This window comes from Methylobacterium sp. WL1 (genome assembly GCF_008000895.1).
Classification (GTDB): domain Bacteria; phylum Pseudomonadota; class Alphaproteobacteria; order Rhizobiales; family Beijerinckiaceae; genus Methylobacterium.
On the sequence record NZ_CP042823.1, the window covers coordinates 2,731,322 to 2,752,939 of the forward strand.

At 69.1% G+C, this 21,618-nt stretch carries 22 protein-coding genes and 2 pseudogenes; 3 read left to right on the plus strand and 21 right to left on the minus strand.

Features of this window, described 5'->3' with window-relative positions; genetic code table 11:
- Positions 1 to 282 precede the first annotated feature (282 nt).
- Positions 283 to 471 (plus strand): annotated as a pseudogene (locus FVA80_RS31250) (DUF2380 domain-containing protein); the annotation flags it as partial.
- A gap of 665 nt (positions 472 to 1,136) precedes the next feature.
- On the opposite strand, the gene gatB reads toward FVA80_RS31250, so the two are convergent.
- The 5 genes from gatB to FVA80_RS13280 form a co-directional block, all read right to left on the minus strand.
- Positions 1,137 to 2,609 carry an Asp-tRNA(Asn)/Glu-tRNA(Gln) amidotransferase subunit GatB gene (gatB, locus tag FVA80_RS13260; protein WP_147906572.1) on the minus strand — a complete coding sequence of 491 codons (1,473 nt, stop codon included), beginning with the start codon at positions 2,607 to 2,609 and terminating at the stop codon, positions 1,137 to 1,139.
- 210 nt (positions 2,610 to 2,819) lie between these two features.
- Entirely contained in the window at positions 2,820 to 3,119 is a 300-nt protein-coding gene (locus FVA80_RS13265) for a hypothetical protein (RefSeq protein ID WP_147906571.1), read from the minus strand.
- Positions 3,116 to 4,594 (minus strand): Asp-tRNA(Asn)/Glu-tRNA(Gln) amidotransferase subunit GatA, encoded by a 1,479-nt coding sequence (gatA, locus tag FVA80_RS13270; RefSeq protein ID WP_246692391.1) that lies wholly within the window; start codon positions 4,592 to 4,594, stop codon positions 3,116 to 3,118. Before gatA ends, FVA80_RS13265 begins: the two co-directional genes overlap by 4 nt.
- Positions 4,595 to 4,667: 73 nt before the next feature.
- Positions 4,668 to 4,955: an Asp-tRNA(Asn)/Glu-tRNA(Gln) amidotransferase subunit GatC gene (gene gatC, locus FVA80_RS13275; RefSeq protein WP_147906569.1), complete on the minus strand. Its 288-nt coding sequence runs from the start codon at positions 4,953 to 4,955 to the stop codon at positions 4,668 to 4,670.
- Between the two features lie 228 nt (positions 4,956 to 5,183).
- The gene (locus tag FVA80_RS13280; protein WP_147906568.1) at positions 5,184 to 5,378 is read right to left on the minus strand and encodes a hypothetical protein; all 195 of its coding nucleotides are present in this window, start codon (positions 5,376 to 5,378) and stop codon (positions 5,184 to 5,186) included.
- A gap of 117 nt (positions 5,379 to 5,495) precedes the next feature.
- Between FVA80_RS13280 and FVA80_RS13285 the strand changes: the two genes are divergently transcribed.
- Together FVA80_RS13285 and ruvX are read left to right on the plus strand one after the other, a co-directional pair.
- Positions 5,496 to 6,062, plus strand: a complete 567-nt coding sequence (locus FVA80_RS13285; RefSeq protein WP_147906567.1) for an SMI1/KNR4 family protein — start codon at positions 5,496 to 5,498, stop codon at positions 6,060 to 6,062.
- A gap of 103 nt (positions 6,063 to 6,165) precedes the next feature.
- Positions 6,166 to 6,660, plus strand: coding sequence for a Holliday junction resolvase RuvX (gene ruvX, locus FVA80_RS13290; protein WP_147906566.1), 495 nt, complete (start codon positions 6,166 to 6,168; stop codon positions 6,658 to 6,660).
- Here the strand turns inward: ruvX and dprA are convergent.
- The 16 genes and pseudogenes from dprA to FVA80_RS13370 all read right to left on the minus strand — a co-directional run bounded on the left by dprA (position 6,650) and on the right by FVA80_RS13370 (position 21,572).
- Entirely contained in the window at positions 6,650 to 7,852 is a 1,203-nt protein-coding gene (gene dprA / locus FVA80_RS13295; RefSeq protein ID WP_147906565.1) for a DNA-processing protein DprA, read from the minus strand. The two genes, ruvX and dprA, sit on opposite strands and share 11 nt — an antisense overlap.
- 40 nt (positions 7,853 to 7,892) lie before the next feature.
- Positions 7,893 to 8,498: a glycerol-3-phosphate 1-O-acyltransferase PlsY gene (gene plsY / locus FVA80_RS13300; RefSeq protein WP_147906564.1), complete on the minus strand. Its 606-nt coding sequence runs from the start codon at positions 8,496 to 8,498 to the stop codon at positions 7,893 to 7,895.
- On the minus strand, positions 8,495 to 9,799 hold the full coding sequence (locus tag FVA80_RS13305) for a dihydroorotase (RefSeq protein WP_147906563.1): 1,305 nt from the start codon (positions 9,797 to 9,799) through the stop codon (positions 8,495 to 8,497). Before FVA80_RS13305 ends, plsY begins: the two co-directional genes overlap by 4 nt.
- Positions 9,796 to 10,599 carry an imidazole glycerol phosphate synthase subunit HisF gene (gene hisF, locus FVA80_RS13310; protein ID WP_147906562.1) on the minus strand — a complete coding sequence of 268 codons (804 nt, stop codon included), beginning with the start codon at positions 10,597 to 10,599 and terminating at the stop codon, positions 9,796 to 9,798. Before hisF ends, FVA80_RS13305 begins: the two co-directional genes overlap by 4 nt.
- An 18-nt stretch (positions 10,600 to 10,617) precedes the next feature.
- On the minus strand, positions 10,618 to 11,076 hold the full coding sequence (locus FVA80_RS13315; RefSeq protein WP_147906561.1) for a DUF29 domain-containing protein: 459 nt from the start codon (positions 11,074 to 11,076) through the stop codon (positions 10,618 to 10,620).
- A 40-nt stretch (positions 11,077 to 11,116) separates the two neighbouring features.
- Positions 11,117 to 11,860, minus strand: a complete 744-nt coding sequence (gene hisA / locus FVA80_RS13320; protein WP_147906560.1) for a 1-(5-phosphoribosyl)-5-[(5-phosphoribosylamino)methylideneamino]imidazole-4-carboxamide isomerase — start codon at positions 11,858 to 11,860, stop codon at positions 11,117 to 11,119.
- A gap of 37 nt (positions 11,861 to 11,897) precedes the next feature.
- On the minus strand, positions 11,898 to 12,557 hold the full coding sequence (gene hisH / locus FVA80_RS13325) for an imidazole glycerol phosphate synthase subunit HisH (protein ID WP_147906559.1): 660 nt from the start codon (positions 12,555 to 12,557) through the stop codon (positions 11,898 to 11,900).
- A gap of 19 nt (positions 12,558 to 12,576) precedes the next feature.
- A complete protein-coding gene (locus FVA80_RS13330) occupies positions 12,577 to 13,062 on the minus strand; it encodes a DUF2628 domain-containing protein (RefSeq protein ID WP_147906558.1) in 486 nt (161 codons plus the stop codon).
- A 75-nt stretch (positions 13,063 to 13,137) separates the two neighbouring features.
- Positions 13,138 to 13,725 (minus strand): imidazoleglycerol-phosphate dehydratase HisB, encoded by a 588-nt coding sequence (gene hisB / locus FVA80_RS13335; RefSeq protein ID WP_147855552.1) that lies wholly within the window; start codon positions 13,723 to 13,725, stop codon positions 13,138 to 13,140.
- Positions 13,726 to 13,812: 87 nt separating this feature from the next.
- Complete coding sequence (locus FVA80_RS13340) at positions 13,813 to 14,688, minus strand: S-methyl-5'-thioadenosine phosphorylase (protein ID WP_147906557.1); 876 nt, start codon at positions 14,686 to 14,688, stop codon at positions 13,813 to 13,815.
- A 267-nt stretch (positions 14,689 to 14,955) separates the two neighbouring features.
- Positions 14,956 to 15,867: a cytochrome c1 gene (locus FVA80_RS13345; protein WP_147906556.1), complete on the minus strand. Its 912-nt coding sequence runs from the start codon at positions 15,865 to 15,867 to the stop codon at positions 14,956 to 14,958.
- An 18-nt stretch (positions 15,868 to 15,885) separates the two neighbouring features.
- A complete protein-coding gene (locus FVA80_RS13350) occupies positions 15,886 to 17,172 on the minus strand; it encodes a cytochrome b N-terminal domain-containing protein (RefSeq protein WP_147906555.1) in 1,287 nt (428 codons plus the stop codon).
- A gap of 13 nt (positions 17,173 to 17,185) precedes the next feature.
- Entirely contained in the window at positions 17,186 to 17,692 is a 507-nt protein-coding gene (petA, locus tag FVA80_RS13355) for a ubiquinol-cytochrome c reductase iron-sulfur subunit (protein ID WP_246692415.1), read from the minus strand.
- 290 nt (positions 17,693 to 17,982) lie between these two features.
- Positions 17,983 to 19,848: an ABC transporter ATP-binding protein gene (locus tag FVA80_RS13360; RefSeq protein ID WP_147906553.1), complete on the minus strand. Its 1,866-nt coding sequence runs from the start codon at positions 19,846 to 19,848 to the stop codon at positions 17,983 to 17,985.
- Between the two features lie 151 nt (positions 19,849 to 19,999).
- Positions 20,000 to 20,581 (minus strand): annotated as a pseudogene (locus FVA80_RS32185) (AprI/Inh family metalloprotease inhibitor).
- A 166-nt stretch (positions 20,582 to 20,747) separates the two neighbouring features.
- Positions 20,748 to 21,572: a succinate dehydrogenase iron-sulfur subunit gene (locus FVA80_RS13370; protein WP_147910779.1), complete on the minus strand. Its 825-nt coding sequence runs from the start codon at positions 21,570 to 21,572 to the stop codon at positions 20,748 to 20,750.
- Positions 21,573 to 21,618 lie beyond the last annotated feature (46 nt).

Genomic DNA, 21,618 nt, shown 5'->3' on the forward strand with positions numbered 1-21,618 from the left:
TCAGCGCGGCAGGCCTGCTGTGTGCGGCGGGCCGAGCCGTCGCGGCCCGCGAGACGGCCGCGGTGTTCGACGTCCAAATCTCCAACTTCTCCCCCGTGCCGGGCGACGAGGCCAACCGGGCGCGGCTCGAACGCACCAGCGACCAACTGCGCGACCTGCTCCGGAAGATGGGTCTGTCCGTGGTCGCGCCGACCGACCCGGTGAAAGACGAGGTCGCCTGGAGCGCAAGACCTACGCCGCTGCAGCGGCTGCGTCGGTGTCTTCGCCCGCAAGCTCGGCGCCGCCATCGCGATCACCGGGGAGGTCGAGAAGGTTTCGAACCGGATCTTGAACCTGAATGTCTATGTCGAGCCGGTTTCCGGAAACGCTTCGGAGAGCGCCTATAGCGTCGAGCTGCGCGGCGACACGGACGAGTTCTTCGAGCGCGGCATCGGGTTTCTGGTTGAGGACGACAGGGGTGCCGGCCAGTGAAATGCGGTCGATCCAGACGGGCACGAGACAAACTTTTGCGGTGCCGAGCCCCGGCCCGTAAGTCTTTGATTCGGCTGTCCCGCGCTGCGATGGATGCGGGTGGGTTCTTGGAAAATCGAGCCTGACCGGGAATCGGGTGTTGACGGGCATCTGAAGGCGGCGCAATCTTCGGATGTGTTCAGCGATAGTGAACACAAACCGGAGAGACGGCCGGCACGTCGGGGATGTGTTGGTCCAGATCAGCTTCCGGAAGCTGGAGGAGACAGGGATGACTCCACCGCAGCGTGACGCCGCCTAGACGGCTTCGGGACAGGTTCGGCCCGGAATCCAGCGGCATCAGACGAACAACCGGACGGAGGCGGCCTCAGGGGCGCAGAAGCGGCCAAGCGATGGCTCGTCTTCGAATGCGCGAAAGGCCCACATCGCGCCGCTTCCGCCGCGGTTCCCATCAGGTCCCGATCGGCTCTCCACCGCCCGGCATCGCCGCGGCGGTCACACCACTTGGCGCGATGAACGCCGCCCGCGATGGCCGGACGAAGTATCCGCGCCCGAGATGACGGCGCCGACCGGGCTCGAACTTCTCGCGCCGACATCCCTGGCTGGTGACAGGAACCGGCAAGGCGGACGTCGCATCACCAAGCGGCGCGCGCTTTGCCGATCTCACTTCAGGCGATGCCGAGCTTGTCCTTCAGCAGGGCGTTAACCGCCGCCGGGTTCGCCTTGCCGCCGGTGGCCTTCATGGTCTGGCCGACGAACCAGCCAAGCAGGGTCGGCTTTTCCTTGGCCTGGGCGACCTTGTCGGGATTGGCCGCGATGATCTGGTCGATCGCCGCCTCGATGGCGCCGGTGTCGGTGACCTGCTTCATGCCGCGGCTCTCGACGACGGCGCGCGGGTCGCCGCCCTCGGTCCAGACGATCTCGAACAGGTCCTTGGCGATCTTGCCGGAGATGACGCCCTCGCCGATCAGGTCGACAATCGCCCCGAGCTGGTCAGCCGAGACCGGCGTGGCGTCGATCGAGAGCCCCTCCTTGTTGAGGCGGCCGAAAAGCTCGTTGATCACCCAGTTGGCCGCGGCCTTGCCGTCGCGACCCTTGGCGACCGCCTCGTAATAGTCGGCCGAGGCGCGCTCGGCCACGAGCACGCCGGCATCGTAGGGGGATAGGCCGTAATCCTTGACGAACCGCGCCTTCTTGGCGTCCGGCAACTCCGGCAGGCCGGACGCCAGCGCGTCGACATAGGCTTGGTCGAACTCGAGCGGCAGCAGGTCGGGATCGGGGAAGTAGCGGTAATCATGCGCTTCTTCCTTGGAGCGCATCGAGCGGGTCTCACCCTTGCCCGGATCGAACAGGCGGGTCTCCTGGTCGATCTTGCCGCCGTCTTCCAGGATCGCGATCTGGCGCCGGGCCTCGATCTCGATCGCCTGGCCGATGAAGCGGATCGAGTTGACGTTCTTGATCTCGCAGCGCGTGCCCAGCGGCTCACCCGGGCGGCGTACCGAGACGTTCACGTCGGCGCGCAGCGAGCCCTTCTCCATGTCGCCGTCGCAGGTGCCGAGGTAGCGCAGGATCGTGCGCAGCTTGGTCACGTAGGCCTTGGCTTCCTCAGACGAGCGCAGGTCCGGCCGGGAGACGATCTCCATCAGCGCCACGCCCGAGCGGTTGAGGTCGACGAAGCTGCGCAGCGGATCCTGATCGTGCAGCGACTTGCCGGCATCCTGCTCCAGGTGCAGCCGCTCGATGCCGACCGTGATCGACGTGCCGTCGGCCATGTCGACCAGCACCTCGCCCTCGCCGACGATTGGGTCCTTGTACTGCGAGATCTGGTAGCCCTGCGGGAGATCCGGGTAGAAGTAGTTCTTCCGGTCGAACACCGAGCGCAGGTTGATCTGCGCCTTCAGGCCGAGACCGGTCCGCACCGCCTGGGCGACGCATTCGGCGTTGATCACCGGCAGCATGCCGGGCATCGCGGCATCCACCAACGAGACGTGGTCGTTCGGCTCGGCCCCGAACTCGGTCGAGGCGCCGGAGAACAGCTTCGCCTGGCTGGAGACCTGGGCATGGATCTCCATGCCGACGATCACCTCCCAGTCGTGCAGGCCGCCCTTGATCAGTTTCTTGGGGTCGACAGGTGCGTTCATGGTGGTCCGGGCCAGGATGTGATGCGGTCTCCGCACGATCCGATTCACGACCGCATCCTGAGGTGCTGCGCAGCGGCCTCGTGGGCTCGTTCGCGGCCCCCTTGGTAGGCGCGCGTGCGCGGTCACCTCAGGATGCGGTCGCGGATGGGATCGCGCGGTGTGCCGCTGTCCTACTCTCGAGAAGCACTTACGGGCCGCTTCGCGGAAGAATCAAGCGCGCCGGGCGATCGTCCGCCGGGCGCCATAGGCGAGCATGGCCCAGAGCAGGGCGGCGATCGTCCGTACCGGGAAGAAGGTCGGCCCGTCATGGGTGATCGGCGCCGGCCACGGGATCCCGGCCGCGCTCACCGCCCAGGAGAACAGGACCGAGAATCCGAGCGCCGCGATCGCCGCAATGAAGACCTTGCCGAACTGGCTGGCGGTCCAGCCGAGATAGACCGCCACCACGATCAGCGCCGGATCGAACGCGGCCCAGATCCAGACCGTCCAGGGATAGAAGGGGACTGTCATGCCCACCAAGGCTCGGGCAGGGTCGTCCGGCCGGCGGCTTGCTCGATCACCTGGGCGACCGCGAACAGCGTCTCCTCGTCGAAGGGACGGCCGATCAGCTGAAGGCCGAGGGGCAGGCCCTGGCCGTCGATGCCGGCCGGGACGGCGATGCCTGGCAGCCCCGCCATGTTCACCGTCACGGTGAACACGTCGTTGAGGTACATCTCCACCGGGTCGGCCGACGCCTTCTCGCCGATTCCGAAGGCCGAGGACGGCGTTGCCGGGGTCAGGATCGCGTCGATCCCGGCCGCGTAAGCCTCCTCGAAGTCGCGCTTGATCAGGGTGCGGATCTTCTGTGCGCGGACGTAATAGGCATCGTAGTAGCCGGCCGAGAGCACGTAGGTGCCGATCATGATCCGGCGCTTGACCTCGCGGCCGAAGCCGGCGGCGCGGGTGTTCTCGTACATCCCGGCGATGTCCTTGCCGGGTACGCGCAGGCCGTAGCGGACGCCGTCGTAGCGCGCGAGGTTCGAGGACGCCTCGGCCGGGGCGACGATGTAGTAGGCCGGCAGCGCCGAGGAAGTGTGCGGCAGGGAAATCTCCCTGATCGTCGCGCCGGCATCCTTTAGCCAGGCTGCGCCGTCGTCCCAGAGCTTCTGGATCTCGGGCGGCATGCCGTCGACCCGGTACTCCTTGGGGATGCCGATGGTCAGGCCCTTCACGCCGCGGCTGACCGCGGCCTCGAAGTCTGGCACCGGGAGGTCGACGCAGGTGGTGTCGCGCGCATCCGGACCGGCCATCGAGCCGAGCAGGATCGCGCAGTCCCGCACCGTGCGCGCGATCGGGCCGGCCTGGTCGAGGGAGGACGCGAAGGCCACCGTACCCCAGCGCGAGCAGCGGCCGTAGGTCGGCTTGATCCCGACCGTGCCCGTGAAGGCGGCGGGCTGGCGGATCGAGCCGCCGGTATCGGTAGCGGTGGCGCCCAGGCACAGCCGCGCCGCCACGGCGGCGGCCGAACCGCCGGAGGACCCGCCCGGCACCAGCTGCGCCTCGGAGCCCTTGCGCCGCCAAGGCGAAACCACGTTGCCATAGGCGCTGGTCTCGTTGGATGAGCCCATGGCGAATTCGTCGAGGTTCAGCTTGCCCAGCATCACGGCGCCGTCGCGCCAGAGGTTTGCCGAAACAGCCGATTCGTAGTGCGGCACGAAGGTTTCGAGGATCTTGGAGCCCGCGGTCGTGGTGACGCCCTCGGTGCAGAACAGGTCCTTGATCCCGAGCGGGATGCCTTCGAGCGGGCGCGCCGCACCGGCCGCGAACTTCTGGTCCGCGGCATCCGCCATCGCGAGAGCGCGGTCCGGCGTCTCCAGGATGTAGGCGTTCAGGGCGCGGGCCTTGGCCATCGCGTCGAGATGGGCCTGGGTCAGCTCGCGGGCCGAGATCCGCTTCGCCTTGAGGGCGTCGCGCGCCTCGGCCAGGGTGAGTTCGTTCGGATCCACGCTGTTCCCGTCCTCGCGCGCCACGGCGCGCATGCCCGCCAGAATGTTAGCTTCGCCGAAGGCTGGATGCAGCCTACTCGACGACCTTCGGAACCAGGAAGTAATTGTCTTCGGTCTCGGGGGCGTTGGCGACCACGTCCGCGGCGCGGCCACCCTCGGTGACCACGTCCTCGCGCTTCTTCATCGCCATCGGGGTGACCGAGGTCATCGGCTCGACGCCGCTCACGTCGATGGCGCCGAGCTGCTCGACGAAGGCCAGGATGGCGTTCAGCTCACCCTGCAGCGGACCGACCTCGTCGTCGGTGACCGCGATCCGCGCCAGATGCGCGATGCGCCGAACCGTCTTCTCGTCGACCGACATGCCGTCCCGTTCGTCCCTGCCCGGGAGGCAGCCCCGGCGCCGGCCGCGCTATAGCACTGCGGTTCGACGCGCCGCAACGCGGGCGTTAGAGCCGGCCCGCCCCTCAGGATGGCGGGCGAGAGGCGCGCCGAACGCCTCTTTCCGGACGGTAGCGGCTGGATTTCGGAAAAGACGATGCGGACCAACGATCTAGCGCATCGTGCCGGTTCCGCTGCCCGGCGCGATGCGCTAGGTCACCACGTGGTTCGGCGTGACCGACATCTCGATGGTGATGCCGGCCGGGCGCACGGGCCGGAAGACCGATTGCGAGGCGCCGAAGACCAGGACTTCGAAGGCCAGGACCAACATCCAGCAATGCTTGCGGGTCACGGATCGTTTGCGGCTGGGCTGGGCCGGAGTGCAGGGCTGGCCGATCGTCGTCATGGCGATACCCGGAGTGTGGATTAACGAAGTCTTAACCTACCTATTCGCGAACGGCTCCGGGCGCATCCGGGTCGATCTACGGAGAGCGTTAACGCTGTGGACGGTGGAGTGGCTGTGATGTGGGAGTCTGTGTTCACGAGCCTGGCGGCGGGGTTCACGGCGCAGGGGGCCGACCTCGACCGTACCGCGGCGGAGCTGGGCTTCCCCCTGCCCGCCTCCTACCGCAGCTTCTGCGAGACCTGCGGCATCGGCCTGGCGGGCGGGCAGTTCCGGATCGCCGTTCCGTCGCCGTACGAGGCCAGCGATCTGGCCACCCAGGCCGGGGTGATCGCCATCAGCGTCGGCAACGCCGTGGCGATGCTGGAGGATGGCGGGGAACCGCACCGCTTCGATGTCGAGGACGGCGACCCGGCGGTGATCGAGCGCGCGTGCTTCTTCGGCGCCGGCGAGGACGGCAGCATCCTGTTCTGGGACGTCTCCGGCACCGGAGAGGAATACGACATCTGGCTGCTCGCGCCCGACCTCGAGACGGTGCGGTTTGGCGGCGAGAGCCTGGCCGACTTCTTCACCCGGGTGACCGGACCCTCCGCCGCCCTGGTCCTGGGCCCCGGGGCGGCGCCGCTCCCCGCCGGGTTCGAGGGGATCTCGGAGGCCACGCTGGCGCGGGGCGCCGGGGTCGCTTAGAGCATCGCCCAGGGTCGGAATCCTGAATGATGCTCTCAGTTTTTATGCGGCATCGTCCCGAAAACTGGCGACCACCGTTCGGGACGATGCATCAGGCGGAGCTATGAACTTCGACGAGATCCGCACCTTCGCGGCCGCATCGCGCGGTGGCGCGCGCCTGATCGGGGTCGATCTCGGGACCAAGACGATCGGGCTCGCCCTGTCGGATCTCGGCCGCCAGATCGCGAGCCCGCTCGAGACGATCCGCCGGGTGAAGTTCACCCCGGACGCGCAGCGCCTGGCCGCCTTGTGCCGGCAGCACGCGGTCGGCGGCCTGGTGATGGGGCTGCCCCTGAACATGGACGGCAGCGAGGGGCCGCGGGTGCAATCGACCCGCGCGTTCATCCGCAACCTCAGGCCGATCATCGACATCCCGCACGTCTTCTTCGACGAACGCCTGTCCACGGCCGTGGTGACCCGGGCGTTGATCGAGGCGGATGCCTCCCGGGCCCGGCGCGGCCAGCTCGTGGACAAGCTCGCCGCCGCCTACATCCTGCAGGGCTGCCTCGACGTGATGCGCAACCTCGCGGATTCCGACGCAGACGCACTCAACGACTGAGGAGCGAGACCGCACCGCTGCCGTGCCGCTCGATCCGGCCGTCGAGCTCCAGCTCCAGCAGCACCGTCTGCACCACCCGGGCGCCGACCCCGGCGCTGCGCGCGAGCTCGTCGGTCCCAATCGGGCACGGCCCCAGCAGGGCGATGATTCTCTGGCGGTCGTCTGTAGGCTCCTCCGGTTCGACCGCCGGCGCGTCGGGACCGGCGGCCATCCTGGTGCTGTCGTTGAGCAGGTCCGCCCGCCGATCCAGATCGATCTCGTCCCAGAAATCCGGTTGCTCGGCGAAGTCCGGCCGGTCCCGTGCGGGGGCTGCATCGGGATCTGGGCCGCGATCGATGATCGGGCCGATCACGGCGAGGACGTGGTCGATGTCGGCCACCAGGGTCGCGCCCTGGCGAATCAGATCGTTGGTGCCCTCTGCCCGCAGGTCGAGCGGGGAGCCCGGGACGGCGAACACTTCGCGGTTCTGCTCCAGGGCGTAGCGCGCCGTGATCAGCGAGCCGGAGCGGCGCGCCGCCTCCACCACGATCGTGCCGTAGGCCAAGCCCGAGATGATGCGGTTGCGCCGTGGGAAGTCGCGGCCGCGCGCGTCCCAGCCGATCGGCATCTCGGCCAGCACCGCACCGCCCTCCCCCAGGATCGCGTCGACCAGGGCCGCGTGGCTGGCGGGGTAGATCCGGTCCTGCCCGCCGGCCATCACTGCGACGGTGCCGGTGTGCAGGCTGGCCTTGTGGGCGCGGGCGTCGATCCCCCGGGCGAGCCCCGAGACCACTGCGAGACCGGATTCGCCGAGGCCCCGGGCCAGCCGCTCCGTGAAGGCGAGCCCCGCGGTCGAGGCATTGCGCGACCCCACGATGGCGATGGCGGGCCGCGCCAGGATCCTGGGGTCGCCACGCAGCGCGATGAGCGGCGGGGCCGCGTCGGTAACCTGAAGCAGGCGCGGAAAGTCCGGTTCACCGGTGGCGAGCAGCCGACCCCCGAGGCGTGCCAGCGCGGCGACCTCGTCCTCGGCCTGCATCCGGCTCGGCGGCTCGATGCGTTTCCCCTGCCGCCCGGTCAGCGAAGGCAGGGCTTCGAGGGCTGCGGCGGCGCCGCCGAACCGGTTGATCAGCGAGCGGAAGCTGCGGGGGCCTACGCCCTCGGTCCGGATCAGCCGCAGCCAGTCGAGGCGCTGGGCGTCGCTGAGCTGCATGGCGCCCCCTCCTCGGGATCACGCCGTCGCCCGTGACGGCTCAGCCCTTCTGGCCGATACGCCCCTCTGAGCCGGCCGCGAGTCGGCGGATGTTGGGTGCGTGCTTCCACCATAGCAGCAGGCCGAGCAGCAGGAACAGCACAGCTTGCGTCGGCGCGCCGAGCGCCCACAGCACGAGCGGCGTTGCCGCGGAGGCAGCCAGGGCCGCCAGCGACGAGTATTTCAGCGCGAAGGCCAGGCCGAGCCAGATCGCCGCGAAGGCCGCCAGAGCCGGCGGGCTGAAGGCCAGCAGCACGCCGATGAAGGTCGCCACCCCCTTGCCGCCCTTGAAGCCGAGCCAGACCGGAAAGAGATGGCCCAGGAAGGCTCCGAGCCCGGCGGCGAGCGCCGGTCCCTCGCCGAACTGCCGGGCGATCAGCACCGCGGCGGTTCCTTTCAGGGCATCGCCCAGCAGGGTCGCGGCGGCGAGACCCTTCCGGCCGGTGCGAAGCACGTTGGTCGCGCCGATATTGCCTGAACCGATCGCCCGGACGTCGCCGAGGCCGGCGAAGCGCGTCAGGATCAGCCCGAACGGGATCGCCCCCAGGGCATAACCCAGGGCCAGGCCGCCGAGGACGGCCGGCGTCGCGAGGTCCGGGAAAATCATGCCGCCGCCGCCAGATCGTCGAGGGCGTGTACCGTCCGGCCTCCGACCAGCGTCAGCACCGCGGCGCCCTGGAGGCGCGCCTCATCGAACGGCGAGTTCTTCGAGCGCGACTTGAGCCGCCGCTTGTCGAGCACGTAGGGCAGATCGGGGTCGATCAGCACGAGGTCGGCGGGCGCACCGACCGCCAGCCGGCCGGCCTCGCGGCCGAGGATCCGGGCCGGGTTGACGGTGAGCGCCGCCACGAGCTTGGCGAGCGCGAGGTCGCCGGTATGGACCAGCCGCAGGGACGCGCCGAGCAGGGTCTCGATCCCGAGCGCCCCGTCGGCCGCCTCCGCGAAGGGCAGGCGCTTGGTCTCCACATCCTGCGGGTTGTGATCGGAGACGACGACGTCGATCACGCCCTCGTTCAGGGCCTGCACCATGGCGTGCCGGTCGGCCTCGTCGCGGAGCGGCGGCGAGAGCCGGCAGAAGGTGCGGTAATGGCCGATGTCGTTCTCGTTCAGAACGAGGTTGTTGACCGAGACCCCGCAGGTCACCGGCAGCCCGTCCTGCTTGGCCCGGCGCACGATCTCCACCGAATCGGCGGTCGAGATCATGGCCGCGTGGTAGCGGGCGCCGGTCAGCCGGACGAGACGGATGTCGCGCTCCAGCATCACCGTTTCAGCCTCCCGGGGGATGCCCATCAGCCCAAGGCGCGAGGCGAGTTCGCCCTCGTTCATGACGCCCTCGGCGACCAGGTCGGCATCCTCGACATGCTGCATGAGGAGGGCATCGAAATCCCGGGCGTAGGTCAGCGCACGACGCATCACCTGGGCGTTGCCGACCGCATGCAGGCCATCGGTGAATGCCACCGCGCCCGCTTCCTGGAGCAGGCCGAACTCGGTCATCTCCTTGCCGGCCAGGCCCTTGGTGATCGCGGCCGCGGGCAGGACGTTGACGCACGCGGTGTCACGGGCGCGGCGGAGCACGAAGTCCACGATCGCCGGGCCATCGATCACCGGGTTGGTGTCGGGCATGCAGACCAGGGTGGTGACGCCGCCCGCCGCCGCGGCGGCGCTGGCCGAAGCCAGGGTCTCGCGGTGTTCGGCCCCGGGCTCGCCCACGAAGGCACGCATGTCGATCAGGCCCGGGGTGAGAACACGCCCACGGCAATCGATCCGCGTGGCCTCCGCCGGAACTCCGGGGGCGGCCCCCTCGGCGATGTCGGCGATCCGGCCGTCGCGCACCAGAACGGCCCCCCGCGTCTCGTGGCCCGTCGCCGGGTCGAGGAGGGTCGCGTTGGCCAGAAGAATGCTGCTCACAGGGGCGCTCTCGCTGAGGATGCCGGGCCGTCGAGACGCATGGCGAGGCCGGCCGCCGCCATATGGGCCTTGGCCTCGGCCACGCTGGCCTGCCCGAAATGGAAGATCGAGGCGGCCAGCACGGCGCTGGCGCCGCCCTGGGCCACGCCGGCCACGAGGTCGTCCAGACCGCCGACCCCGCCCGAGGCGATCACCGGGACGGTCACGGCGTCGCTGATCGCCCGCGTCAGCGCGAGGTCGTAGCCGGAGCGCGTGCCGTCCTTGTCCATCGAGGTGACCAGCAGCTCGCCTGCGCCCTTCCCGGCGACGAGGCGGGCGAACGCCACCGCGTCGATGCCGGTCGGATCGCGGCCGCCATGGGTGAAGATCTCCCAGCGGGCGGCTTCGCCGGCGCCGGAGACCCGCTTGGCGTCGATCGCCACCACGATGCACTGCGCGCCGAATTTCTCAGCCGCGCGGGCGACGAGGTTCGGGTCCTTCACGGCGGCGGTGTTGATCGCGACCTTGTCGGCACCGGCCAGGAGCAGCCCGCGCACGTCTTCGACCGCGCGGACGCCGCCGCCGACCGTGAGGGGCATGAAGCAGGCCTCGGCGGTCCGGCTGACGATGTCGAGCAGCGTCCCGCGGGCCTCGCGGCTGGCGGTGATGTCGAGGAAGCACAGCTCGTCGGCACCGGCCGCGTCGTAGACCTTGGCCGCCTCCACCGGGTCGCCGGCGTCGCGCAGGCCCTCGAAGCGGACGCCCTTCACGACGCGCCCGTCCTTCACGTCGAGGCAGGGGATGATGCGGGTCTTGAGCACGAGCCCTCGGCGGTCCGATCAGGTTTCGGGATCGATCGCGAACGGCCGATCCATGATGTCCTGATACGTGTAGGGGCAGGCTTGTGGGAAGTGCCTCAAGGCGAGACCTGTCGTGTCCGCGGCTTCAAGGCGGGGGCATCGATAAGCCCGCCCGACAGCATCGCCCAGCCGGTTCTTGAGACTTGGGATGTCACGAAGTTCGTCGGAGACGTGGTTCCGGTGCCTTGCGATATCGATTGCATCGCGTCGGCTATGCGCGCTTGAGCCGTCGTCGACCGTGAGCACGGTCGCGAGTACCCCCCGCAAGGCGCCCATCAAGCCGGCGAATTGAATCCGGCCTAAGCACTCTATCTCCTGAGCGAGAGTCTCCCCGTCGAGCCCCGTTACGGCGCCTGCACGCAGGAGAGCGCGCCGATCCTGCGTCCAGGCGTAGAAGTCGTCTTGGTAGGCCGTTCCGACTGGTGCGCGGTGGGCCATGACAACTTCTTGGGTCGATGGGCGTCGATCGTCAAACCTATCACGCCGCCGGGCCGCGTGCCTGCGCGATCGCCGCAAGGGCGGCCTGCGGGTCGATGCGGCCGTCGTAGAGGGCCCGGCCGGTGATGGCGCCGGCGATAAGGGCGCAATCGGGCTGGAGCAGGCGGTGCACGTCGTCGATCGAGGCGAGGCCGCCGGAGGCGATCACCGGGATCCGCACGGCCTGTGCCAGCGCCAGGGTCATCTCGACGTTGAGGCCCTTGAGGATCCCGTCGCGGGCGATGTCGGTGTAGATGATCGCCGCGACGCCGGCATCCTCGAACCGGCGGCCGAGCTCCTCGGCGGTCATGCTGGAGGTCTGCGCCCAGCCCTCGACCGCCACCCGGCCGTCCTTGGCGTCGATGCCCACCGCGATCTTGCCGGGATGCAGGCGCGCCGCCTCCCGGACGAATGCGGGATCGCGCACGGCGGCGGTGCCGATGATCACCCGGGCTACGCCCTTCGCAAGCCAGCCCTCGAGCGTCTTCATCTCGCGGATCCCGCCGCCGAGCTGCACCGGGATGCCGACCCGGGCCAGGATCGCATCGACCGCGGCGGCGTTGCGCGGCGCGCCCGCGAAGGCGCCGTCGAGATCGACCACGTGCAGCCAGGGAAAGCCCTGGTCCTCGAAGGTCGCGGCCTGCGCGGCCGGATCGTCACCGAAGATCTTGGCCTGCGCCATATCCCCCTGGATGAGGCGGACGCAGCGCCCTTCCTTCAGGTCGATCGCCGGGTACAGGATCACGGGTGGTCGTTTCCTTCTGGCCGAAGCCGGAGCCCGCTCAGGGGCGCCAGTTCAAAAAGTTCGCGATGAGAGCCAGGCCGAGGCGCTGGCTCTTCTCGGGGTGGAATTGCGTTCCGGCGATGTTGCCGCGGGCGACCATGGCGGTGACCGGCCCACCGTACTCGGCCTGCGCGACCACGTCCTCCGGGTGCGCGGCGGCGAGCGCGAAGCTGTGCACGAAGTAGGCGTGCAGGCCGTCTTCCCCGGTGGGGATGCCGGCGAGCAGCGCGTGGTCGCGAGCCGCCAGCAGGGTGTTCCAGCCCATATGGGGGATCTTGAGCGCCGGATCGGACGGGCGGATCGGCGCGACGTCGCCCGGGATCCAGCCGAGACCCGGCGTGGTCTCGTATTCGAGCCCGCGGGTCGCGAGCAACTGCATGCCGACGCAGATCCCCAGGAACGGCCGGCCGGCGACCTGCGCCACCTCGGTCATTGCCTCGACCATGCCGGGGACGGCATCGAGCCCGCGCCGGCAATCCGCGTAGGCGCCGACGCCCGGCAGGACGACGCGGTCGGCGGCGGCCACCACGGCCGGGTCGGAGGTCAGGCGGATCCGGGCGTCGCGCCCACTCTCTCGCGCGGCGCGCTCGAACGCCTTGGCGGCCGAATGGAGGTTGCCCGACCCGTAATCGATGATCGCGACCGTCTCGGTACTCATGCGGGTCTCGACGTGACACTCACCGGGCGATTTCCTGCGCGGGGAACAGGCCGATCACCGGCTCGGTGCGTCGGGTCGGCCCGGCCGGGAACGGCGCCCGCGGCGCCGCTGCGCTCGAATCGAGCCAGCGGTTGAGGGCCCGGGCTTCAGCCTCCTCGGGGGTAGCGGCGATGACGGCATCCCGGGCCGGCCATCCCAGGCGCGCCAGGGTCCAGCGGCGCAGGCTCGAGGCTTCGAGGCCGACCAGCCAGGAGGTCAGCAGCGTGACGAGCGTGGCGATCCCCGCCGGCAATCCCAGCAGATGGCCGATGCCGGCCAGGGCCAGGAACCCCGCCAGGACGATGAGCGCCGCGATCCAGAGGCGGTGGAACAGGAACCACAGCACGCCGAAGGCGAAGGACGGCCAAGCAAAGCCGTCTGGCACGAGCACGGCCCTGTCGAGGCCGATGGACTCGCCCGGCCGCGCATCGATCGGCAGGTGGAGCGTGTAGCTGCGCATCCGCATGGCGGGTCTCCCGGCTCCGGCGCTATCCCGAACGATGTTTTCGGGACGGTGCAAACTCAAGGACGAAACGACGGTCTACAGGGAGCCCTTCGTAGAGGGAACGCGTCCCTCCTCGCGGGGATCGATCGCGACCGCTTTCCGCAAGGCGCGGGCCAGGCCCTTGAAGCAGCTTTCGGCGATGTGGTGGGCGTTGTCGCCGTACAGGGTCTCGACGTGCAGCGTCAGCCCGGCATTCATCGCGAAGGCCTGGAACCACTCGCGGACCAGCTCGGTGTCGAACTGCCCGATCTTCTCCACCTTGAACGTGGTGCGGAACACCAGGAACGGCCGCCCCGAGATGTCGACGCAGACCCGCGTCAGCGCCTCGTCCATGGGCAGGTGGATGTCGGCGTAGCGCGTCACGCCGCGCTTGTCGCCGAGCGCCTTGGCGAAGGCTTGGCCCAGCGCGATGCCGCAATCCTCCGCGGAATGGTGCTGGTCGATATGCAGGTCCCCGTCGACCTTGACCTCCAGGTCGAACAGGCCGTGCCGGGCGAACAGGTCCAGCATGTGATCGAGGAAGCCGATGCCGGTGGCGATCTTCGACTGCCCGGTCCCGTCGAGGCCGACGCTAACCGCGATGTCGGTCTCGGCGGTCTTCCGGCTGATGGAGGCGCTGCGCATTTTATGAGGACTTTGCGTCGGGGCCGGCCTGCGGCCGCGCGGGCGTTCTAGTGTGACTTCGTTCGGAATGGAAAGGGCGACGCCGCCCTAGCCGTTCAGCACCCGGCCCGCCACAGCGTCGAGCTTGGCCAGCACCGCCGGGTCGCGGGCGGCCGGCGCGGTCATGATCGCGCCGTCCAGCGCCCGGTGCGAACCGGCCGGGCAGGGCTCGCGCGTGGCCGGGAAATCGCGGGCGAGCCGTGCCACCAGCCGGGCGGCCTTGTCGGCGTTGGCCCGGGCCACGGCGATCACCGCGGCGACGTCCACGGCGTCGTGGCCGGGGTGCCAGCAATCGAAGTCGGTCACCATGGCGATCGTGGCGTAGGTGATCTCGGCCTCGCGGGCGAGCTTCGCCTCGGGCATGTTGGTCATGCCGATGACGTCGAACCCCTGTGCCTTGTAGGCGCGGGATTCGGCGAGCGACGAGAATTGCGGGCCCTCCATGCAGACATAGGTCCCGCCGCGATGGACGGGAATGTCCTCGGCCTTGGCCGCCGCCGCGATGTGCGCCTGCAGGGTCGGGCCGACCGGATGCGCGAGCGAGACATGGGCCACGCAGCCGTCGCCGAAGAACGACGACGCGCGCCCATGGGTGCGGTCGACGAACTGATCCACGAGCACGAACAGTCCCGGAGGCAGCTCCTCGCGGAACGATCCGCAGGCCGAGAGCGAGACCAGATCCGTCACGCCCGCCCGCTTCATCGCGTCGATGTTGGCGCGGTAATTGATGCCCGACGGCGAGAACCGGTGGCCGCGCCCGTGGCGGGCCAGGAACACGATCTTGGTGTCGCCGATCCGCCCGATGCGCAGGGCGTCCGATGGCTCGCCCCAGGGCGATGCGACCTGCTCCTCGCGCACGTCCTCCAGGCCCGGCAGGTCGTAGACCCCGGACCCGCCCATCACCCCGAGCACCGCTGCCGTCATGCCGGTTTCCCTTTCGTGAGGTTCGTCCAATCCGCGACCTCATCGTGAGGTGCCGGAGCGGAGCGGAGGCCTCCGGCGTCAGCGGCTAACCCTGGAGCCCGCCTTCGAGGCCCGCCGACGCGGGTACCTCAGGATGAGGGGGTGGAGGGCATCTGCGTTGCCGGGAGGCGGACCGTCGCGTTCGCCGACCGGTAGCACGCAGTCCCAGCGCAAAAAAGATGGGCCCCCCGAAGGAGGCCCACCCGGCAGGATCGGTGAGGCGGCGCCTCAGAAGGTCTTGTGCAGCTCCGGCTGGAGGCCGTGGACCTCGCCGCCGACATCGGCCCAGACCTTCTTCTTCACGTAGTAGAGCAGCCCCGACATGATGATCAGGAACAGGATCACCCGGAAGCCAAGCGCCTTGCGGTCCATCAAGTGCGGCTCGGCCGCCCACATCAGGAAGGCCGAGACGTCCTTGCCGTACTGGTCCACCGTCTCGGGGACCACGGGCTGGCCGGCGTCGTTCTTGGCGTAGGTGACCTGGCCGTCGGTGATCGGCGGCGGCATCGCGATGATGTGGCCGGGATAGTACTTGTTGTAGTGGCCGCCATCGGGGACCGTGAAGTCCTTCGGCGCCTCCTCGTAGCCGTTGAGGAGGGCGTGGATGTAGTCGGGCCCCTGCTCGGAATAACCGATCAGCGGCAGCCAGTCGGTGAGGAAGTACAGCGAGCCGCGGGAGAAGGTCCGCGCCTTGGCGATCACCGAGAAGTCCGGCGGTGCCTTGCCGCCGTTGGCGGCCGCCGCGGCCTGGTCGTTCGGGAAGGGCGGCGGGAACGTGTCCGCCGGCCGACCCGGCCGGTCGAACATGTCGCCGGCATCGTTCGGGCCGTCCTTCACCTGGTAGGTCGCGGCCAGCGCCTTGACTTGCGCGGCCGAGAAGTCCGGCCCGCCCTCCTGGGCGAGGTTACGGAAGGACACCAGCTTCATCGAGTGGCAAGCGGAGCAGACTTCCTTGTAGACCTGAAAGCCCCGCTGGAGCTGGGCGGTGTCGAAGCGGCCGAACGTGCCGGCGAAGCTCCAGTTGACGCGGCCCGGCACCGGGCCGCCATGCCCTTCCTGGGCGGAGGCCGGCACGGCGCCGATCAGCAGCGCCGCGAGGGCGGCGGCAGCGGTCGTCGAGAGGACGCGGGTCATCATCATGGTTCCGTCGTCACCCCGTCAGCCTTTGGTAATCGGAGCGGCGGCGGCGCCCGCCGGCATCCCCGATCCGCTCACCTGTTTGCCCGGCCCGGTCACGCTCTCCAGGATCGAGGCCGGGAGCGCCTTGGGCGTCTCGAACAGGCCGCACAGCGGCATCACGATCAGGAAGTGGGCGAAGTAATAGGCCGTGCAGATCTGCGACGCGATCACGTAGCCCCCCTCCGGCGGCTGGGATCCGAGCCAGCCCAGGAGGAAGGTCGCGCCGATGAACGCCCAGAAGAACTGGCGGTAGATCGGCCGGTAGTTGCAGGAGCGCACCCGCGACCAGTCCAGCCACGGCGCGAACGCCAGGATGATCACCGCCGAGAACATCAGGATCACGCCGCCGAGCTTGCTCGGGACGGCCCGCAGGATCGCGTAGAACGGCAGGAAGTACCATTCGGGCACGATGTGCGCGGGCGTCACCGCCGGGTTGGCCGGGATGTAGTTGTCGGCGTGGCCCAGGTAGTTCGGCTGGTAGAACAGGAACCACGCGAACAGGATCATGAACACGCAGGTGGCGAACACGTCCTTGACGGTGGCGTAGGGGGTGAACGGAACCGCGTCCTTGCCCGACTTGATCGGGATGCCGGCCGGGTTGTTCTGGCCGGTGACGTGCAGCGCCCAGACATGCAGCACGACGACGCCGGCGATCATCCAGGGCAGCAGGTAGTGCAGCGAGAAGAAACGGTTCACGGTCGGGTTGCCGACCGAGTAGCCGCCCCACAGCAGGGTCTGGATGGTGTCGCCTACCACCGGGATCGCCGCCAGGATGTTGGTGATGACGGTGGCGCCCCAGAAGCTCATCTGGCCCCACGGCAGCGTGTAGCCGAGGAAGGCGGTCGCCATCATCAACAGGTAGATGATCACGCCGAGGATGTAGAGCACCTCACGCGGGGCCTTGTACGACCCGTAGTACAGCGCCCGGAACATGTGAACGTAGACCGCCACGAAGAACATCGACGCGCCGTTGGCGTGCGCGTAGCGCAGCAGCCAGCCGTAATTCACGTCGCGCATAATCTTTTCTACGGAGTTGAACGCCCCCGTCGCGGAGGGCTCGTAATGCATCGCCAGCCAGACGCCGGTGACGATCTGGATTCCCAGGAAGGCGGCCAGAATCGCCCCAAAGGTCCAGAAGTAATTGAGGTTGCGCGGGACCGGATAGGCGATGAAGGACGAGTGCACGAGCCCGGCGATCGGCAGCCGTGCCTCGAACCATTTGGCGACGCGACTCTTCGGGACGTACGTGCTGGCAGTTCCGCTCATGTCCGCGTCCTTCTCACGCCGCTTCCTTGCCACCCTCGCCGATCCGGATCTTCGTATCCGTCTCGAAGGCGTAGGGCGGGATCGGCAGGTTGATGGGGGCCGGCCCGTGGCGGACGCGCCCGACGGCGTCGAACTGCGAGCCGTGGCAGGGGCAGGCCCAGCCCTCGAAGCTGCCCTGGTGACCGATCGGCACGCAACCGAGATGCGTGCAGTTGCCGTAAACGATCAGCCACTGGTCGTGGCCCTTCTTGACCCGGGTCGGGAAGGCCGCCGGATCGATCATCGCCGACAGCGGGACCGCCTCCATGTCGGTCACCTCCTTGGCGGTGAGCTTGCGGACGAAGATCAGCTTGCCGCGCCAGAAGACGTTGACGATCTGTCCGTCCTGGATGGGCGTCAGATCGACGTCGATCGGCGCCCCGGCCGCGATCGTGTCGGCGTCGGGTGCCATGGAGGAGACCAGCGGCCATGCCGCGGCACCCGCACCGACGGCGAGGCCAGCCCCCGTGGCGAGGAACAGGAAGTCGCGGCGGCTGCCGTCTTGAGAGCTGCCGTCGTGGGCGCTGCCCTCCCGGGATGCGGGAGTAGTGGCGGAGGTGGTCGCCAAGATTTGGAACTCCGTGCGTCGGCGTGAGGGCCGCAGGTGCCCTGCCCTGATGTCCCGGCTGTACCGAGATCAAAGCATTATCGTTCTAATCTGAGCAATGAGACCGTCTGCCACCCCCAAGTCAAGCTATGCCGGGGCGCCGAAGGACGCGCTTAGGTCACGATCGTTGTCATATGTTGCAGGGCAGCGCCCGACCTGCGCTGCTACGCCACGGCGCTGTCGAGACGGGCCGTTCCACCGTCCAGGAAGCCCCCGGATTGGTGGGCCCAAAGGCCGGCGTAGACGCCCCCGCGGGCGACGAGTTCGGCATGGGTGCCCTCCTCGACGATTCGGCCCCGGTCAATCACCACCAGGCGGTCGAGCGCCGCGATGGTCGACAACCGGTGGGCGATCGCCACCACGGTCTTACCGGCCATCAGCGTGTCCAGTGATTCCTGGATCGCCGCCTCGACCTCGCTGTCGAGGGCGGACGTCGCCTCGTCCAGGATCAGGATCGGCGCGTCCTTCAGCATGACCCGGGCGATGGCGATGCGCTGGCGCTGGCCGCCCGACAGCTTGACGCCGCGCTCGCCGACCTGGGCGTCGTAGCCCCGGCGGCCCTTGTGATCGACGAGATCGGCGATGAACCGGTCGGCATGGGCCAGCCGGGCGGCGCGATCGATCTCCTCCTGCGCGGCCCCGGGACGCCCGTAGCCGATGTTCTCGCGGATCGAGCGGTGCAGCAGGGACGTGTCCTGGCTGACCATCGCGATGGCCTCGCGGAGCGACTGCTGCGTCACCGTCGCGATGTCCTGGCCATCCACCAGGATCCGGCCGCTCTCGACCTCGTAAAGGCGCAGCAGCAGGCTCGCGAGGGTGGATTTACCCGCGCCGCTGACGCCGACCAGCCCGACCTTCTCGCCGGGGCGGATCGTCAGCGTGAAATCCTCGATCACGGTGGCGTCGCCGCGTCCGTAATGGAAGCCGACATTCTCGAAGCGGATCTCGCCGCCCGCGACTGCCAGTTCACGGGCCTCCGGGGCGTCGACCAGCGCGTGCGGGCGCGCCATGGTCTGCATGCTCTCCTGGATCACCCCGACATTCTCGAACACGCCGCGGACCGTCTGCATCACCCAGCCTGACATGGCGATGAGCCGCAGGATCAGGGCGAGGCCGGCCGAGGCTTCGCCGGTGGTCATGCTGCCGTCCCGCCATAGAATCAGGCAGGCCGCCCCGGTGGCGATCAGCAGCGCGCTGTTGAGCATCCCGAGCACGCTGGTCGTCAGCGTCACCAGCCGGAACTGGTACAGGTAGGCGTCGGTATGGACCTCCACCGCGTCGCGCACCGTCGCACGCTCCTCGCGGTCGCGGGCGAACAGCTTCACTGTGAGGATGTTGGTGTAGCTATCGACGATGCGGCCGATCAGCACCGAGCGGGTGTCGGCGGTCTTGTGCGAGCGGGCGCGGGCGCGGGGCACGAACCAGGTCGTGAGCGCGGCATAGGCGCCGATCCAAACCAGCACCGGAAGGGCGAGCCAGGGCGAGATCGACCCGAACAGCCCGACCGCTGTCACCGCGTAGATCGCGACGTAGAGCAGCGTGTCGATGAACACGACGGCCAGTTCGCGAACCGCCGGACCGACCTGCACGACGCGGTTCGCAAGGCGGCCCGAAAAGTCGCCCTGGAAGTACGAGAGCGAATGCCCGAGGGTGTAGAGATGCGCCCGCCAGCGGATCTGGCTGGTCGATTGCGGCACGATCAGCTGGTTGGACAGCACCTCGTGCAGCCAGATCGAGATCGGCCGCACCAGCGCGATCAGCAGGAACACCAGCCCGAGCCCGACCGCATGGTCCGACAGGACGCTGGCCCGGTCGGACGTGGCCAGCAGGTCGATGAACCAGCGCATCACCAGGTAGAGCGAGGCCTCGACGGTCCCTGCCACCACCGCGATGACGAACAACGCCACCAGGGCCGCCCGGATCGGACGCAGGTAGAACCCAGCGAAGCCCAGCACCGTCCGCGGCGGGGTCCGCGTCTCGTCGAAGGGCGCGAACGGATCGACGCGGCGCTCAAGCCAATTCAGGAACATGTCTTCCGGGCGCACAGATGGGAGAGCCCACCATGTAAGCGCCAGCCGTCGGCCGCCAAGCGCGCGCGGTCGTCGCGGCGCCGGGGCCTCAGATAAAATTCCTTCTTGAGGATCGGCCGGACGCGGCCGATCCCGTTGTCGCGGATCCGGTTCAGCGGGCCAGGGCGAGCGAGGCGCCCGACTTGGTCAGCGCCCCCTCGAGCGCGCCGCCGCCCTGGCGCAGCCGCGCCGCCACCGTGCCGCCGGGCTGATAGAGGTAGACCTCGCCATCGCGGAAATCCCAGGCCGAGACCCGGGCGAGGTCCTTGTTGGGGCAGCCGGACGCGGAGGCTTTGTAGAGGTCGAGGGCCGGGGCACTGGACAGGGTCACCTTGCAGTTCCCGCCAGTCGCGTCCCGCGCGTCCCAGCTGCCGACCACCGAGGCGCGGCCGCTGGTGACGACGGGGGGGGGGCGCCGGCGGCACGACCGGCTCGGCGATGACCGTGGGGGTGTTGGGCGTCGCATTGGCCTGGACGCCGGGCAGCGGCGGGCGCGTCGGGGCTGGCGCTCGCGCCGGGCGGGGGGCGCGAGCGGCGCCGCCGTCACCGTGCCCGACGGGACCGCCTGAACGGAATCGAGAAGCGCCTGCGACGGAGCCCTCGTCCTCGGGCTTTCCAGTCGGGTGGACGCGCAGGCGCCGAGCGTGGCGCTCAGGCACAGGGCGGCGAAGGTCGGCAGGCTCGGGCGCAGCATCGGACCACTTCGGATCAGGCTTGGGAAAAGCGCACGGCGGCGCCTTGGGCCCTGACTCGGTGGCAAATGCGCTGACGGCAAGGCGACCGCGCCGGCCGCACCCGAGTCCGCCGCGGACGGAAGGCCTTTTCGCCCCGGTGTGGCCGGGGCGCCTCAGATCCGGCGGTCAGACCACCCGCTCGACCATCATCTTCTTGATTTCGGCGATGGCCTTGGCCGGGTTCAGGTTCTTCGGGCAGGTGTTGGCGCAGTTCATGATCGTGTGGCAGCGGTAGAGCCGGAACGGGTCGTGCAGGGCGTCGAGCCGGTCGCCGGTGTTCTCGTCGCGCGAATCGATCAGCCAGCGATAGGCCTGGAGCAGGGCAGCCGGGCCGAGGAACTTGTCGCCGTTCCACCAGTAGCTCGGGCACGACGTGCTGCAGCACGCGCACAGGATGCACTCGTACAGGCCGTCGAGCTTCGACCGGTCCTCGGGGGTCTGGCGCCACTCCTTCTCGGGGGCGGGGGTCTCTGTCTGGAGCCAGGGCTCGATCGCGGCGTGCTGGGCGTAGAAGTTGGTCAGGTCCGGGACCAGATCCTTCAGCACCGGCATGTGCGGAAGCGGGTAGATCCGGATCGCCCCGTCCTTGTCCTTGCGGGTCATCATCGGAAGGGCGTTGTCGGGGCTCTTGCACTCCTCGATGCCCATCGTGCAGGCGAGCGCGTTCTGCCCCTCGATGTTCATGGCGCAGGAGCCGCAGATGCCCTCGCGGCAGGAACGACGGAACACGAGGGTCGAGTCGACCTTGTTCTTGATCCACAACAGCGCGTCGAGCACCATCGGGCCGCAATCGTCGCGGTCGACCTGATAGGTGTCGATCCGCGGGTTGGCCCCGTCATCCGGGTTCCACCGGTAGATCTTGAAGGTCTGCAGGTTCTTGGACCCGACAGGCGGTGCCCACGAGCGTCCCTGCGTGATCTGGGAGTTTTTGGGAAGGTTGAACTGGGCCATCGCGTTTATATCCGGCAATATCGGTCAGAACCGGAAACCGGTCTGG

Bases quoted from the DNA above. Each gene is read 5' to 3' on its own strand.
- plsY (WP_147906564.1), bottom strand. From the start codon at position 8,498: ATGATTTTCCCGGACCTCGCGACGCCGGCCGTCCTCGGCGGCCTGGCC.
- FVA80_RS13370 (WP_147910779.1), bottom strand. From the start codon at position 21,572: ATGGCCCAGTTCAACCTTCCCAAAAACTCCCAGATCACGCAGGGACGC.
- gatB (WP_147906572.1), bottom strand. From the start codon at position 2,609: ATGAACGCACCTGTCGACCCCAAGAAACTGATCAAGGGCGGCCTGCAC.
- FVA80_RS13360 (WP_147906553.1), bottom strand. From the start codon at position 19,848: ATGTTCCTGAATTGGCTTGAGCGCCGCGTCGATCCGTTCGCGCCCTTC.
- FVA80_RS13340 (WP_147906557.1), bottom strand. From the start codon at position 14,688: ATGACGGCAGCGGTGCTCGGGGTGATGGGCGGGTCCGGGGTCTACGAC.
- FVA80_RS13315 (WP_147906561.1), bottom strand. From the start codon at position 11,076: ATGGCCCACCGCGCACCAGTCGGAACGGCCTACCAAGACGACTTCTAC.
- FVA80_RS13280 (WP_147906568.1), bottom strand. From the start codon at position 5,378: ATGACGACGATCGGCCAGCCCTGCACTCCGGCCCAGCCCAGCCGCAAA.
- gatC (WP_147906569.1), bottom strand. From the start codon at position 4,955: ATGTCGGTCGACGAGAAGACGGTTCGGCGCATCGCGCATCTGGCGCGG.
- hisB (WP_147855552.1), bottom strand. From the start codon at position 13,725: ATGCGCAGCGCCTCCATCAGCCGGAAGACCGCCGAGACCGACATCGCG.
- dprA (WP_147906565.1), bottom strand. From the start codon at position 7,852: ATGCAGCTCAGCGACGCCCAGCGCCTCGACTGGCTGCGGCTGATCCGG.
- ruvX (WP_147906566.1), top strand. From the start codon at position 6,166: ATGAACTTCGACGAGATCCGCACCTTCGCGGCCGCATCGCGCGGTGGC.
- hisH (WP_147906559.1), bottom strand. From the start codon at position 12,557: ATGAGTACCGAGACGGTCGCGATCATCGATTACGGGTCGGGCAACCTC.
- FVA80_RS13345 (WP_147906556.1), bottom strand. From the start codon at position 15,867: ATGATGATGACCCGCGTCCTCTCGACGACCGCTGCCGCCGCCCTCGCG.
- FVA80_RS13285 (WP_147906567.1), top strand. From the start codon at position 5,496: ATGTGGGAGTCTGTGTTCACGAGCCTGGCGGCGGGGTTCACGGCGCAG.
- FVA80_RS13265 (WP_147906571.1), bottom strand. From the start codon at position 3,119: ATGACAGTCCCCTTCTATCCCTGGACGGTCTGGATCTGGGCCGCGTTC.
- FVA80_RS13330 (WP_147906558.1), bottom strand. From the start codon at position 13,062: ATGCGGATGCGCAGCTACACGCTCCACCTGCCGATCGATGCGCGGCCG.
- FVA80_RS13350 (WP_147906555.1), bottom strand. From the start codon at position 17,172: ATGAGCGGAACTGCCAGCACGTACGTCCCGAAGAGTCGCGTCGCCAAA.